Genomic DNA, 16,585 nt, shown 5'->3' on the forward strand with positions numbered 1-16,585 from the left:
CACACCACCGCAACCGCCCCAGGAACAGCCGCCACACGCTCCGCAACCAACTCCACCACCGAACGACCACCCACACCCACACCAGGACCCACCCAGCCGAGCAGCGCCTGCTCCAGCTCGTCCGCCTCCAGCATCCCGGCGCGCGAGAGCCTGAGCCGGGGGTCCGCGAGAAGCTGTTCGGCAAGCGTCAGCCAGTGGCGGCACAGTCGCTCGACCGTGGTCCGGTCGAACAGGTCGGTGCTGAACTCGACGACTGTGGCGAGACCGCCACCGTCGGTCTCCTGGAAGTGCAGGCCCAGCTCGAACTGAGCCGCCTCACGGGGCACCGCGTGCTCCGTCGCCTGAAGGCCAGGGAGGCGGAATTCGCCGGGCGGGGTGTTCTGCAGGGACACGAAGGCCTGGACGAGCGGGGTGCGGGAGGTGTCACGCTCGGGAGCCAGCTCCTCGATGAGCCGGCTGAACGGCACGTCCTGATGCGCGAACGCGTCCAGCACCGTGGACCGCACGTCGTCCAAGTACTCGCCGAAGGTCCGCGCGTCGTCGATCCGGGTACGCAGGACAAGGGTGTTGACGAAGAACCCGACGAGGTTCTCCAGCTCCGTGCGCTCACGACCCGAGACGGCTGTGCCGACCGCGATGTCCCGCTGGCCGCTGTATCGCGAAAGCAGCAACTGCGTCACCGCCGTCAGCCCCATGAACAGGCTCGCCCCACGCTCCTGCCCCGCCGCCCTGAGCCGGTCGACGAGGCTCACCGGAACCTCGAACGTGTGCAGGGCGCCGGCCGAGGTGCGCACGGCCGGACGCGGCCGGTCCGTCGGCAGCTCCAACGGCTCCAGACCGGCCAGCTTCCCACGCCAGTGGTCGAGTTGGCCGTCGAGCGCGTTTCCTGCCAGATGCTGGCGCTGCCAGACCGCGAAGTCCGGGTACTGAATGCGCGGCGCCGGCAGAACGGCTTCCTCGCCACGCACAGCTGCGGCGTACAACGCGCTCAGCTCGCGCGTGATCACGCCCATGGACCAGCCGTCGGTCACGATGTGGTGCATCGCGAGCACCAGCACATGCTCACGCACGGAGAGACGGACCAGCAACACCCGGACCAGCGGGCCCGTGCGCAGGTCGAAGGGTATCGCCGCCTCGGCCGCGAGCGCCGCGTCCAGGTCTTCCGGAGCGCTGAGCGCCACGGTCCGCACCGGAACGTCGATGTCTTCGGGTGCGTGGACGGTCTGGACACCGCGGCCGTCGACGGAGTCGAAGGTCGTACGCAGGGCCTCGTGGCGGGCGACGAGCCCGGCCACGGCCGCACGCAGCGCAGCAACGTCCAGGTCACCCTTCAGACGCAGGGCGCCGGTGATGTTGTACTCGACGCCCTCCCGGTCGAAGTCGTGCAGGAACCAGAGGCGTTCCTGGGCGAAGGACAGCGGAAGCGGGCCGGTGCGCGGCACTGGGAGCACGCCGGCCTCGTCGGCCGGTTCGTCCAGGGCGATCTGCCCGGCGAGCGCCGCGACGGTGGGGTGGTCGAAGAGTGCGCGCGGGGACAGGCCCGTGCCCAGGACGCCCCGAAGCCGGGAGACGACCTTCAGGCTGGAGATGGAGTCGCCGCCCAGGGCGAAGAAGTCGTCGTGGACGCCGACCCGTTCGACCCCGAGAACATCCGCCCAAATGGCGGCCAGAGCGCGCTCGGCATCGGTGCGCGGCGCGACGTGCTCCTCCGCCGTTTCGTACTCCGGCGCGGGCAGGGCCTTCCGGTCCACCTTGCCGTTGACCGTCAGCGGCAACTCGTCCAGAACGACGAACGCCGACGGCACCATGTACTCCGGCAGGGCAGACGCGGCGTGCTCACGCACCGCCACGATGTCCATGTCTCCCCCGACAGCGGGGACGAGGTAGGCGACCAGGCGCTTCACGCCCGGCCGGTCCTCCCGGACCTGGACCGACACCACACCCACTGAAGAATGACGCGCGAGTACGGTTTCGATCTCGGCGACCTCGATGCGGAAGCCGCGGATCTTGACCTGACCGTCGCCACGGCCGAGGAAGTCCAGGCGGCCGTCCTCACGCCAGCGCACCACGTCACCCGTGCGATACAGCCGGCCGCCGTCACCGAACGGATCCGCGACGAACCGCTCCGACGTCAGATCCGCACGGCCGTCGTAACCACGCGCCAGACCGGAACCACCGAGATACAGCTCACCGGCGATACCGACGCCGACCGGCCGCAGGGACGCATCGAGCACGTAGGCCCGGGTGTTGTCCATGGCCTGGCCCAACGGCACCGAGCCACCGGACACGTCCTCCGGCGCCAGGGGGCCGGACACCGCGAAGGTCGTGGATTCCGTCGGACCGTAGCCGTTGACGAGCACCAGCTCGGGGCACGATTCCAGCAGGCTTTGGGCAGCCGCAGCGGGAACCGCGTCGCCGCCTGTCCAGAGCTCCCGGAGACCCGCGAAGCACGTAGGGTCCTCCTCCACGAGCACGCCGAACAGAGCCGCGGTCACCCACAGCCCCGTCACGCCCGACGCCACGGCGTCCCGGACGGCCGGCGCGCTCAGTTCCGCCTCGGCCACCACGACCGTGCCGCCGTTCAGCAACGGCACCCACACCTCGTAGGTCGCCGCGTCGAACGAATGCGGTGAATGGAACAGCACCGTCCCATGCGCACCCGAACCCCAACGGCTGTCCGCCGTCAGCGCCACGACGTCGCCATGGGTGACCGCCACGCCCTTCGGCACACCCGTCGACCCCGACGTGAACATCACGTATGCCAGAGACCGCGACGAGACCCGCGGCGAAGCCGCGACCGGGCCGACCGGCGCCGCACCCACAGGAACCGTGGGCACACCGCCGACCTCGGCGACGTCCCGGTCCGTCACCACCACACAGCTGCCCGACTGGGCGAGCACCTGGCGGAGCCGGTCCTCGGGGTACGAGGCGTGCAGCGGTACGTACACACAGCCGGCCTTCAGCACGGCCAGCATCGCCACCACCACGTCCACCGACCGCTCCAACAGCAGCCCGATCCGCGCCTCGGCGACCACATCCCGCTCGACCAGCACACCGGCCAGCCGATCCGACGCCTCGTCCAACTCCGCATACGTCAGCGCGACATCACCGCACCGCACCGCCACCGCACCCGGACCCGAAGCCACCCGCTCCGCGAAGGCGGCCACGACCGAGGCATCGGCGACGGCCGAGCCACCGCCGTCGGACCACCGGTCCAGGACCTGCGTACGCTCCTGCGAGGTGAGCAGTTCCAGGCGGCCGAGGTCGGTCCCGGCGTTCTCCAGCAGCGTCGTGATGACGTGCGCAAGCCGCTCCGCCATCAGCTCGGCCGTCTTCGTCTCGAGGAGTGCGGCATCGTAGGCGAGGGTCATGTCGAGCCGTTCGCCCACTGCCGCGGCGATCAGCGTCAGCGCGTAGTTCGTCGACTCGACCGCCCGGACGCCGCTGACCGACAGACCATGCCCCTCGGCGGCGGCCGCGTCCACCGGGTAGTTCTCGAACACCACCAGGCTGTCGAATAGCGACACACCCGCCGGCAGATCCGTCTCGATGTCCGACAACGCCACGTACTCGTACTGTCGCGACTCCGCCAGGTCCGACTGGACGCCCTCCAGCCACGACACCACCGACGCCGATGTATCCACCCGCACCCGCACGGGCACCGTGTTGATGAACAGGCCGAGGATGTCCTCCACGCCCGGCAGATCCGCCGGACGCCCCGAGACCGTCGTCCCGAACACCACATCCGCCGACGACGCGGACACACCCGCGCACTGCGACAGCAGCAGCGCCCACGCCCCCTGCACCACCGCGTTCACCGTCAGACGATGCCGCCGCGCGAACCCACCGACCCGGCCCGCCACCGCGGCATCCAGCACCACCGGCACCCGACCGCTCGACCGGCCCCGCTCCACCTCACCGGGCAGACGGTCGTACGGCAGCGCCGCCGGCTCCGTCACACCCGCCAGCCGATCACGCCAGAACGCCCGGCCCGCCACCACATCCTGACCTGCCAGCCAGCGCACGTACTCGCCGAACGAACCCCGCGACACCCTCGCCGCGGCGCCGGCCTCGTCCGCATGGGCGGCCAGCACGTCCGGGACCAGCGCCGCCGTGCTCCACCCGTCCAGGAGCACGTGATGGAACGTCCACACGACCCGCACCGCGTCACCCGACACTCGTGCCAACGCCACCCGCATCAAGGGTCCGGAAGCGAGGTCGATCCCCTGGGCCCGGTCGGTGTCCAGGAACTCGCGCAGCCGGGTCTCCTGCCCGGCGTCGTCGGCATCCGTCCAGTCGAGGAGGGTGACCGGAACCGTCACGTCGCGGTGGACGACCTGCACCGGCTCCGGCAGGCCCTCCCACGCCAGCGACACCCGCAGCGCGTCCGAACGCCCCGCGACCGTCTGCCACGCCCGTGCGAACCGCTCGATGTCCGTCACACCGTCGACCCGGAACACGAACTGCTCCAGATATGCCGGCGAGTCGGGCTCCGCCAACGCGTGGAACAGCATCCCCGCCTGCAACGGCGTCAGCGGATAGATGTCCTCCGCCCCACGACCGTCGCCGACGACACGGTCCACCTCCGCCTGGCTCAGCCTCACCAGCGGAAAGTCCGACGGAGTGCACCCGCCCGCACCCTCGCCCTCGCAATGCGCCACGCACGCCACCAACTCCGCGGCGAACGCCTCCGCCAGTCCCCGCACCGTCTCCTCACGATGCACATCGGCCGAATAGGCCCAGGAGAAGACCAGTCGGCCGTCCGCCAGACCGGCGGTGACGTCGATCAGGCTGGTGCGGCGCTCGTCGGGGCTGTGCTCGCCACCGGGGTTGAGGGCGGCGGAGCGGTACCAGCCGGCCTCCCCCGCCTCGGCGGCGCCGTCGGTGTTCGCCATGTCCAGGCGGCCGAGGTAGTTGAAGGTGATCTGCGGGTCGTCCAGGGCCCGGCCCTCCAGGCCACCGCCGAGGTAACGCAGCGCCCCGTAACCCACGCCCCGGTCCGGAACAGCGCGCAGCTGCTCCTTCACCGACTTCAGATCACGACCCCACGTGTCGACACCGTCCACGTCCTCACCCGACAACCCCAGGGCCACCGGATACACCGACGTGAACCACCCCACCGTCCGCGTCAGATCCACACCCTCGAACAACTCTTCGCGACCATGCCCCTCCAACGACACCGGAACCCGATCACGACCCGTCCACCCGCGCAACACCCGGGCCAACGCCGTCAACAACACATCATTCGCCTGCGTCCGGTACACCGCCGGCACCCGCTGGACCAACGCCTCCGTCTCCTCCACCGACAGAGCGCCCGACACGGAGCGGAGTGAACCGACCGTGTTCTCGACGACGGCGTGCGCGTCGCGGGCGTCGCCGGTCGCCGGGGGGAAGTCGCGCGGCAGATCGGGGTCCGCACCGTCGAGAACGGAGGTCCAGTAGGGGCGCTGGTCGTCGAAGCCACCGTCGCGGGTGTGCGCGGCGAGGGTGTCGGCCCACTGGCGCACGGAGGTGGTCTTCGGGCCCAGGTCCGGTGTGCGGCCCGCGGCGACCTGCTCGTACGCCGAGCGCAGGTCGTCGAGGAGTATGCGCCAGGTCACGCCGTCCACCACCAGGTGGTGGGCCACGACGAGGAGCCGGGTGTGCCGCTCCGCTCCGCGTCGGCCCACGAGGAAGCGGACGAGGGGGCCGTGCTCCAGGTCCAGGCTCGACTGGGTCTCGGCGACCAGGTGGGACCAGGCGATGTCCTGGTCGGGCGCGGCGGTCAGGTCGTGCTCGGTGACGTACCGGTCGGCTTCGGCGGTCTCCGTGATCGTGCCGGTCCAGCGGGAGGAGCCGTCGGCCGGCCGGGTGAACGTCGAGCGGAGCGCGTCGTGCTGGGACAGCACCGCCCGTACGGCCTCGCGGAGCGCCGCCGGGTCCGTCTCGGCGGGGAGTTCGAGGTCCATGGCCATGTTGAAGTGGCCGGGGGCGACGGTGTGGGTCTCGAAGAACCACTCGCGCACCGGGGTGGTGCCGACCTCGCCGGAGACCGGGCCCTGTTCGGCGGTCCCGCCGTCGGCGCCGCCCGCTCCGGGCGTGCCCGCGACGGCGGCGAGGGCTGCCACGGTCTGGCGGGCGAAGATGTCGCGGGAGGTCAGGTCGAGTCCGGCCTGGCGGGCGCGGGTGACGACCTGGATGCTGAGGATGGAGTCGCCGCCGAGGGCGAAGAAGTTGTCCTCCACGCCGACCCGTTCGACCCGGAGCACGTCGGCCCAGATCGCGCACAGCGCGCGCTCGGTGTCGGTGCGCGGGGCGACGTGTCCGCCGTCGCTCTCGGCCTCCGGGGCGGGCAGGGCCCGGCGGTCGACCTTGCCGCTGGAGTTCACCGGGAGGGAGTCGAGCAGGACGAACACGGACGGCACCATGTACGCGGGGAGTTCGGCGGCGGCGTGCGCGCGCAGCGCCTCCGTGCCGACCGGCTCCGTCCCCGCGTCGATGGTCACGTACGCCACGATCCGCTGGGTTCCCGGACGGTCCTCGCGGACCATGACGGCAGCCTGGCCGACCTGCGGATGGCGGGCGACGACGGCTTCGATCTCGCCCAGTTCGATGCGCAGGCCACGCAGCTTGACCTGGTCGTCGGCGCGGCCCACGTACTCCAGCTGTCCGTCGGCCCGCCAGCGGGCCACGTCACCGGTGCGGTAGAGCCGGCCGCCGGTGCCGGACGGGTCGGCGACGAAACGCTCGGCGGTCAGCCCGGCCCTGCCGTGGTAGCCGCGGGCGAGGCCCGGGCCCGACACGTACAGTTCACCGGCGACGCCCACTCCCACGGGGCGGAGCCAGGGGTCGAGGACGGCGACGTGCGCGTCGGCGACGGGTTCGCCGATCGGCGGGGCGCCCGCGCCCGGTAGGAGGGCGCCGCTCATCGAGGCGGCGATGGTCACCTCGGTCGGGCCGTACGCGTTCACCATGGTCCGGCCGGGCGACCAGCGGGCGACCAGCTCCGGACCGCACGCCTCGCCGCCGGTGGCGACGACCCTGAGGTCCGGGAGATCGCCGGGGGGCATGGTGCCGAGGACGGTCGGCGGGATCAGGGTGTGGCTGATCCGCCGGTCGCGGAAGACCCCGAATAGCGCGTCGCCCACGACGGGGCCCGGGACGTCCGGGACGACGAGGGCGGCGCCGCCGCCGAGGGCCATCAGCAGTTCCATGACGGAGGCGTCGAAGCCCGCGGACGCGAGCTGGACCACCCGTGCGTCGCGCCCGACCCGCAGCCGGTCCACCACGGCGGCGGCGAAGCCGGCGATGCCGCGGTGGGTGACGACGACGCCCTTGGGGCGGCCGGTGGAGCCCGAGGTGTAGATCATGTATGCCGCCGCGTCGACGCGGACCCGCGGGTCGTCGATGTCCACGCCGGCACCGTCGCCGATGACTTCCCGGCCCGGCTCCGACGCCTCCGGCGCCGTCGTCCCGTCCAGGTGGACGACCGGCGTGCCGCTCTGCCGGAGGACGTCCCGGACGGTCCGACCGTCCTCACTCGCCACGGCGCCTGCCGCGTCCTCGGCGGCGCACAGCACCAGGCGGGCGTCGCAGTCCCGGAGGACGAATTCCAGTCGCTGGGCCGGCCACGAAAGGTCGACGGGTACGTACACGCCACCTGCGCGCATGACGCCGAGCAGGCTGACGAGCCAGTCGGCGGAGCGGGGCACGGCGACGGCGACGCGCGCCTCGGCGCGTACGCCGCGTGCGGTCAGCAGCCTCGCGACGCGGGCGGAGGCGGCGTCGAGCTCGGCGTAGGTGAGGGTGGTGTCGCCGTGTTCGACGGCGACGGCGGTCGGGTCCTCGGCGGCTCGCGCGGTGAGCAGCTCCGGGAGCGTGAGCGGGGTCGCTCCGGAACCGACGGTCGAGACACCCCAGACGTCGGCGATGCGGCGCAGTTCGTCGTCGGCGAGGTGGTTCACGGTCGCCAGGGCGCGGTCCGGGGCGCCGCAGACGAGGCGGGCCAGGTCGAGCCACTGGCGGCAGAGGCGCTCCACCGTGGCGGCGTCGAACAGGTCGGTGCTGTACTCGGCGCCCGCCAGCAGGCGGCCGTCCTGCTCGGCGAAGGAGAAGGTGAGGTCGAACTGCGCCGAGTTGCGCACCGATTCGACGGCTTCGGCGTGCAGGCCGGGGAGGTCGAAGAAGGAGCGCGGGGTGTTCTGCAGGACGATCATGGCCTGGACGAGCGGCGTGCGGGAGGGGTCGCGCTCGGGGGCCAGTTCCTCGATCAGCCGGCTGAACGGCACGTCCTGGTGGGCGAAGGCGTCGAGGACCACGTCGCGGGTGCGGTCGAGGAGTTGGGCGAAGGTCTCGCTCTCGTCGATGCGGTTGCGCAGGACGAGGGTGTTGACGAAGAAGCCGACGAGGTCCTCGACCTGGGGCGACTGCCGGCCGGAGACTCCGGTGCCGAGGGCGATGTCCGTCTGCCCGCTGTGACGGGCGAGCAGCAGCTGGGTGACGGCGGTGAGGGCCATGAACAGGCTCGCGCCGCGGTCCTGGCCGGCTCGGGCGAGCCGGGCGGCGAGGTCGGCGGGGACGTCGAAGGTGTGCAGGGCGCCGGAGGAGGTGCGCACGGCCGGGCGGGGCCGGTCGGTGGGCAGCTCCAGGGGCTCCAGGCCGTCGAGCCGCTCGTGCCAGTGGCGGAGCTGGTCGTCCAGGGCGTCCCCGGCCAGCTGCTCGCGCTGGCTGACGGCGAAGTCGGGGTACTGGACGGGGAGTTCGGGAAGTTCGGGACTCGTGTCGTGGACGGCGGCGGTGTAGAGGGCGCTGAGTTCGCGGGTGATGACGCCCATGGACCAGCCGTCGGTGACGATGTGGTGCATCGAGAGGACGAGGACGTGCTCCCGCTCGGAGAGCCGCGCCAGCAGCACGCGCAGCAGCGGGCCGGTCCGCAGGTCGAACGCGGTGGCGGCCTCGGCGGCGAGCGCGGCGTCGAGTTCCTCGGGGGTGTCGACGCGCACGGTGCGGAGCGGGACGACGACGTCCTCGGCGGGGTGGATGTGCTGGACGCCGCGTCCGCCGACCGATCCGAAGGTGGTGCGCAGCGATTCGTGGCGGGCGACGAGGCCGTCCACGGCGGTGCGCAGGGCGGCCCGGTCGAGGTCGCCGGTGAGGCGGAGGGTGCCGGAGACGTTGTATTCGACGGATCCGGGGGCGAAGTCCTCCAGGAACCAGAGGCGTTCCTGCGCGTACGAGAGCGGCAGCGGGCCGGTCCTGGGGACGGGGACGATGCGCGGCTCGGGGCGGGCAGGGGCCGCGTCGTCGGTCCCGGCCGCGCTCGTGGCGGCTTCGACGGTGGCGGCGAGGTCGGCGAGGCGCGGGGTGTCGAACAGGTCGCGTACGGCGAGGGGCACGCCGAGGCGTTCGCGGACGCGGCTGACGACGCGGGTGGCGAGCAGGGAGTGGCCGCCGAGGGCGAAGAAGTCGTCGTCGACGCCGACGCGTTCGACGCCGAGGACCTCGCTCCACAGGGCGGCGAGGGATTCTTCCGTGGCGGTGCGGGGGGCGACGTACGCGGCGGTCTCGGCCCATTCCGGGGTGGGCAGGGCGCGGCGGTCGAGCTTTCCGCTGGAGGTGGTGGGCAGCGCTGCGAGGGTGACGAAGGCGGACGGGACCATGTAGTCGGGCAGTCCGCGGCGGACGAGGTCGCGCAGGGCGGCGGGGTCGGGGGCGGGCCGGCCGGGTGCGGGGACGAGGTACCCGGCGAGGCGCGCGACGCCGTTGTGGTCGTCGCGGACGACGACGGCGGCGTCGGCGACGTCGGGGTGGCTGCGCAGGGCGGCGGTGATCTCGCCGGGTTCGATGCGGAAGCCGCGGACCTTCACCTGGTCGTCGGCGCGGCCGAGGTGTTCGAGGGCGCCGTCGGCGGTCCAGCGCGCGAGGTCGCCGGTGCGGAAGAGCCGTCCGCCGTCGCCGGACGGGTCGGCGACGAAGCGTTCGGCGGTGAGGGCGGGGCGGCCGTCGTAGCCGCGGGCGAGTCCGGCCCCTGAGATGTACAGCTCGCCCGCGACGCCCTGCGGGACGGGGCGCAGCCGCTCGTCGAGGACGTGGGCGCCGTTGTTCCACAGCGGGGCGCCGATGCGGACACCCGCCGGATCGGTGGAGCCTTCGGCGGCGACGGTCGCGGCGACGCTGTCGGCGCTGATCTCGGAGGAGCCGTACAGGTTGAGCAGGGTGGCCTGCGGCAGCCGCTCGGCGAAGCGGGCGACGAGGGCGCGACTGAGGGGTTCGCCGCTGCTGATCCAGCAGCGGCAGGTGGCGAGAACGGCCGGGTCGGCCTCGTCGAGGAGGACGGAGAGCAGGCTGGGGACGAGGGTGAGGCGTTCGACGGCGTGCTCGGCGACGAGGGCGGCGAGGGCGAGGGGGTCCTTGGCCTGTTCGTCGGTGGCGAGGACGACGTGACCGCCGTGGAGCAGGGTGCCCAGGATCTCGGTGGCGCTGTCGAGGAAGCCGATGGAGCTCTTGGCGCAGACGACGGAGGCCCGCCATCGGGGGTGGGTCTCGGCGAACCAGGCCCAGCGGCTGAGGAGTCCGGCGTGCAGGCCCTGGACGCCCTTCGGACGGCCGGTGGATCCGGAAGTGTAGATGACGTACGCGACGTTGTCGGGGCGCAGCGCGGCGACGGCTTCGGGGGCCGTGGCGGGGAGGGCCGCGACACGGTCGGTCGTGACCGGTTCGTCGACGACGACCGTGGTGACGGGGCTGTCCGCGTCGGTGGCCGCGTCGGTGACGAGGGCGGTGAGGGACTGTTCGGTGACGGTGGTCCGCACCCGGCTCTCGCCGAGCATCCAGGAGACGCGGCCGACGGGCAGCGCCGGGTCGACGGGCAGGTAGGCGCCGCCTGCCTTGAGGACGGCGAGGGCGGCGACGACGAGGTCGGCGCGGCGTGTGAGGCAGACGGCGACGGGCTCCTCGGGGCGTACCCCGGAGGCGATCAGGTGGTGGGCCAGCCGGTTGGCGCGCTCGTCGAGTTCGCGGTAGGCGAGTGTGTGACCGCCGCTGGTGAGCGCGGGGGCGTCGGGGGTCCGGGCGACCTGCTCGGCGAAGTGCGCGGGGATGACGCCTTGGGCGGCCTCGGGGCGGGTGTCGCCGGTGCCGAGGGCGGTGACGGCGGCGCGTTCGCCCGCGTCGAGGAGGTCGTGCGCGGCGAGGGGGGCGTCGGGTGCGGCGGCGACGGCGCGGACGAGGGCGACGAAGTGGCGGCCGAGCCGTTCGACGGTGGCCGGTTCGAAGAGGTCGGCGTCGTATTCGACGGCGCAGTGCAGGCCGGGGCGTCCGGTCCGGCCCTCCTCGGGCGCGCCGGTGTCCTCGAACTCCTCGAATTCCCAGCTGATGTCGTACGGGGCCTGGCGGCGGGCCAGGTTTCCGCGGGTGACGCGAAGTCCTTCGAACTCCATGGACTCCGCCGGGGTGTTCTGGAGGACGACCATGGACTGGATGAGCGGGGTGCGGGAGGTGTCGCGCTCCGGTGCGAGGATCTCCACGAGCCGCTCGAAGGGGACGTCCTGGTGGTCGAACGCCTCCAGCACGGTTTCCCGGACGCCGTCGAGGTAGGTGGCGAAGGAGGCGTCGCGGTCGATTCCGGAGCGCAGGACGAGGATGTTGATGAAGAACCCGACGAGGTTTTCCACTTCGGCGCGTTCGCGTCCCGGGACGGCCGTGCCGACCGCGATGTCGTCCTGTCCGCTGTATCGGGCGAGCAGCAGTTGCACGAGGCCGGTGAGCGTGACGAAGAGGCTGGTGGAGCGGGTGCGGGAGAGGTCGTGGAGAGCCGCGGCGACGTCGGCGGGCAGCGTGAAGGTGTGAACGGCGCCGATGCCGCGGCGGACCGCCGGACGAGGGCGGTCGGTGGGCAGCGCGAGCGGTTCGAGGCCGACGAGGCGGTCGCGCCAGTACCCCAGGTGCCGGTCGAAGGACTTGTCGGCGTGTCGGGCGCGCTGCCAGGCGGCGTAGTCGGCGTACTGGACCGGGAGCGGCGGGAGCGCGGCGGACTCGCCGCGCAGGGCGGCCGCGTAGCAGACGCGCAGTTCGCGGACCACGATCTCCATGGAGGCACCGTCGGTGACGATGTGGTGCATCGCCAGGAGCAGCCGGTGCTCGTCGGCGCCCGTGCGGACCAGCAGGACCCGCAGGAGGGGGCCGGTGCGCAGGTCGTAGGGCTCGTCCATGGCGGCGGTGAACAGCCGGTCGCAGACGGCCTCCACGCCGAGGGCGGCCACGTCGGCGGCCTTGACGCCGAGTGTCCCGGCGTCGGCGGTCGCGAAGCCGTCGGCCGGCCCGGCGTCGGCGGTCAGGTCGATGTGGCGGAAGGGTGTGCGGGAGACGGCGTCCCGGGCCGGGAGGACGATCTGGCGTGCGACGCCGTCCTCCGCCCCGAACACCGTCCGCAGCGCCTCGTGCCGGGTGACCAGGGAGTCCACGGCTCCGCGCAGCGCGGCCGTGTCGAGGGTGCCGGTCAGCCGCAGGGCGAGGCCGGAGTGGTTCTCGGTGGAGTCGGGCTCGTACTCCCCCTGGAACCAGAGCCGTTGCTGCGCGAAGGAAAGCGGCAGCGGGCGGTCTTCCGAACGGTCGACAGGTTCGATGCCCGTGCGACGGGCGGAGCCGGCGCGTCCCGCGAGCCGCTGCCGCAGCTTCTCCCGCACGTGCTCCGGCAGCGAATCGATGCGGCCCTCACGCGACGACGCGGCGTCCATGGAAAGCTCCCTCACTCACATCAAGCATCAACGAATGTCGTTCGGAATCCCGGCCGCGGGGCAGGGAAAGGCGCGTGTGCGCGACCGACCGGATTCGCTTCTCGCTCGCCCAGTCGGTCGCGCACACGTGTCGTACGTGTCGTGTGTCGTCCGTCGTCGCGCCTTGCCTGCGCGCGACGACGCCCTTGTCGTGCGGTGCCGCGCCCGGACTACTCCGGATCGCCGTCCATGAGATCGAGGTCCATTCCCTCCGCGGCCATCGCTTCCTCGATCTCCGCGATGATCAACTCCTCGACCTGCCGGGCGAGCAGCGCAATGGTCGGGTGGTCGAACATGACACGGGCCGAGGGGTTGATGTCGAACACGGTTCGGACCCTAGCAACGACGCGAAGACTCAGAACCGAGTTTCCGCCCAGGCCGAAGAAGTCGTCCTCGACACCGACCCGTTCGAGCCCCAGCACCTCCGACCAGATCTCGGCGAGAGCCTCCTCCGTGGGGGTGCGCGGCGCGACGTGGTCGGCGCGGCTGCCGTATTCCGGGGCCGGCAACGCTCTGCGGTCGAGCTTGCCGTTGACGGTGAGCGGCAGCCGTTCGAGCGGGACGAAGGCCGCGGGCACCATGTAGTCGGGCAGGGCTGCCCCCAGGGCCTCCCGCAGCGGCCGGTCGTCGAACGACTCGACCGCCGCGGCCGGGTCGCCGTCGGCCCGCGGAACGACGTAGGCCACGAGCCGGCGGTCGCCGGGCCGGTCCTCGCGGACGACCACCGCGCCCTGGGCGACCAGCGGATGCCGGACGACCTGGGCCTCGATCTCGCCGAGTTCGATGCGGAAGCCGCGGATCTTCACCTGGTCGTCGCTGCGGCCCAGGTACTCCAGCATCCCGGCCGCGTTCCAACGGGCCGTGTCGCCCGTCCGGTACATGCGGTGCCCGGGCGCCTCGCCGTACGGGTCGGCGACGAACCGCACCGCGCTGAGCCCGCGCCGCTCCAGGTAGCCGCGGGCGAGGCCGCCGCCCGCGATGTACAGCTCGCCGCGCACGCCGGTGGGCACGGGCCGCAGCGCGTCGTCCAGGACGTAGGCGCGCAGGTGGGGCATGGCCCGGCCGATGACGCTCCCGGATCCCCCGTGGGCGAAGGCCGCCTCGGCGGGACGGCTGGTGACGTGCACGGTCGTCTCGGTGATGCCGTACATGTTGACCAGCCGGGGCCCGTCGACACCGGAGCGCTCCACCCAGGAGCCGATCCGGGTCCAGTCGAGCGCCTCGCCGCCGAAGACGACGGTGTCCAGCGCCAGCCGTTCGCGCAGTCCGCCGCCGATCCGGTCGATCTCCTCGACGAGGCGGTAGAAGGCGGACGGCGTCTGATTGAGGACCGTCACCCGTTCGCGGTCCAGCAGCCGGGCGAAGTCCGCGGGCGAGCGGGCGACGTCCTTGTCGACCACCACGAGCCGGCCGCCGTGCGCGAGCGCGCCCCACAGCTCCCAGACGGTGAAGTCGAAGGCGTAGGAGTGGAACATCGTCCAGACGTCTTCGGCGCCGAAGGAGAAGTCCTCGCGGGCGGCGGCCAGGAGGCGGGCCACGTTGCCGTGGGTGACGACCACGCCCTTGGGGCGACCGGTGGAACCGGAGGTGTAGATGACGTACGCGGCGGACTCCGGGGACAGCGGCCCGCTGGTGCGGGCCCGCCCGGCGGCGGGGACGCCCGCGTCGGGGGCATCGCCGTCGAGGACCAGCAGCGGCCGGTCCGCCGCCGCGTCGGGCGGCAGGACGTCCCGTACGTCCGGATGCGTGACGACGAGCTGTGCCGCGCTGTCCTCCATGATGTAGCCGATCCGGTCGGCCGGGGCCGCCGGGTCCACGGGCACGTACGCGCCACCCGCCTTCAGCACCGCGAGTACGGCCACGACCAGGTCGATCGAGCGCGGCAGCACCAGCCCCACGCGTGACTCGGGGCCCACGCCATGGGCGGCGAGCCGCCCGGCCAGCCGCTCCGCCCGGTCGTTCAGCTCTCCGTAGTCGATCGTGGTGTCCCCGAAGGTGACCGCCGGCGCCTGCGGCACCGCCCGCGCCCGCTCCTCGAACAGCGTGAGCGGGGACCTGGCGGGGACGCCCGGGTCACCGGTCTCGTTCCAGGAGTCGAGCAGCATGCGGCGCTCGGCGGCGTCCATGGGGTCGTGGTCGCGCAGCGGCAGCCCGGGCGCGGCCGTCAGCGCCTCGGCCAGGGCCAGCCAGTACCGGGCGAGCCGGTCCGCGGTGGCCGCGTCGAACAGGTCGCTGTGCACCATGACGGCCTCCAGACCGCCGTCGCGGCCCGGCTGGAACTCGAGGTGCAGATCGAACTGGGCGGTGTCGCGGGGCGGCACGAACTCCGTGACACGCACGCCCGGCAGCTCGAACTCCGGCCGCGGGGTGTTCTGCAGGACCAGCATGGCCTGGACGAGCGGGGTGCGGGAGGTGTCGCGTTCGGGTGCCAGTTCCTCGATGAGCCGGCTGAACGGCACGTCCTGGTGCGCGAACGCGTCCAGCACGGTACCGCGCACCCGCGTCAGCAGGTCGTCGAAGCTGCGCGTCTCGTCGATCTCGGTCCGCAGGACGAGCGTGTTGGCGAAGAAGCCGACGAGGTTCTCCAGTTCGGCCCGCTCCCGTCCGGACACGACGGTCCCGAGTGCGATGTCCCGGCGTCCGGCGAACCGGGACAGGAGCAGCTGGGTGACGGCGGTCAGGGACATGAACAGGCTCGCCCCTCGGGTCCGCCCGGCCTCCGTGAGCCGGTCGGTGAGCGCGGCCGGCACGTCGAATGCGTGCAGGGCGCCGCCCGTTCCCCGCACGGCGGGGCGCGGCCGATCGGTGGGCAGTTCCAGCGGTTCGAGGTCCGCCAACTTCGTCTTCCAATAGGCGAGTTCTTCGCCGAGTGCACCGTCGGCCTCGAGGCGCCGACGCTGCCAGACGGCGAAGTCCGGGTACTGGACCGGGGACTCCGGGAGGTCGGCTTCCTCGCCGCGTACGGCGGCGGTGTAGAGCGCGCTCAGCTCGCGGGTGACCACGCCCATGGACCAGCCGTCGGTCACGATGTGGTGCATCGCGAGGACGAGGACGTGCTCCCGTTCGGAGAGCCGTGCGACAAGGACCCGGAACAGAGGGCCCGCGACCAGGTCGAACGGAACCGAGACGGCCTCGTGGAACGCCTCGTCCAGTCCGGTCTCGCGTACCGGCGCCTTCAGGTCGCCCGGGGTGTGCACGGTCTGCACGCCCCGGCCGTCGACGGAGTCGAAGGTAGTACGCAGGGCCTCGTGCCGGGCGACGAGCCCGGCCACGGCCGCACGCAGCGCCACGACGTCCAGCTCGCCCGTGAGCCGGAGAGCGGTGACGACGTTGTATTCGACGCCGTCCCGATCGTAGTCGTTGAGGAACCAGAGGCGTTCCTGGGCGAACGAGAGCGGGAGCGGTCCGGTCCGGGGCGCGGGGAGGATCCCCGGCTCCTCCGGCTTGTCCCCGGCGACCTGCCCGGCCAGGGCGGCGACGGTCGGGTGGTCGAACAGCGCACGCGGTGACAGACCCGTGCCCAGGGCACCGCGCAGCCGCGAGACGACCTTCAGGCTGGAGATCGAGTCGCCGCCCAGCGCGAAGAAGTCGTCCTGCACGCCGACCCGTTCGACGCCGAGGACATCCGCCCAGATACCCGCCAGGGCACGCTCGGTATCGGTGCGCGGGGCGACGTACTCCTCCCCCGCCTCCGCCTCCGGCGCGGGAAGCGCCCTGCGGTCCACCTTCCCATTGACGGTGAGCGGCAGCTCGTCCAGAACGACGAACGCCGACGGCACCATGTACTCCGGCAACAGACCAGCCGCATGCTCACGCACCGCCGCAACATCGAG

Annotated in this window: 2 protein-coding genes; both read right to left on the reverse strand. The window is 72.5% G+C overall.

Annotated elements, in window-relative coordinates; genetic code table 11:
• Nucleotides 1-12,713, reverse strand: a 12,713-nt coding sequence (locus tag AB0E67_RS35385; RefSeq protein ID WP_362034817.1) for an amino acid adenylation domain-containing protein, incomplete at its 3' end; no start/stop codon positions are given.
• A gap of 209 nt (nt 12,714-12,922) precedes the next feature.
• Complete coding sequence (locus AB0E67_RS35390; protein WP_362034819.1) at nt 12,923-16,570, reverse strand: amino acid adenylation domain-containing protein; 3,648 nt, start codon at nt 16,568-16,570, stop codon at nt 12,923-12,925.
• Nucleotides 16,571-16,585: the final 15 nt, after the last annotated feature.

Origin of the sequence: Streptomyces sp. NPDC032161, assembly GCF_040636995.1 — a bacterium.
Classification (GTDB): Bacteria; Actinomycetota; Actinomycetes; order Streptomycetales; family Streptomycetaceae; genus Streptomyces.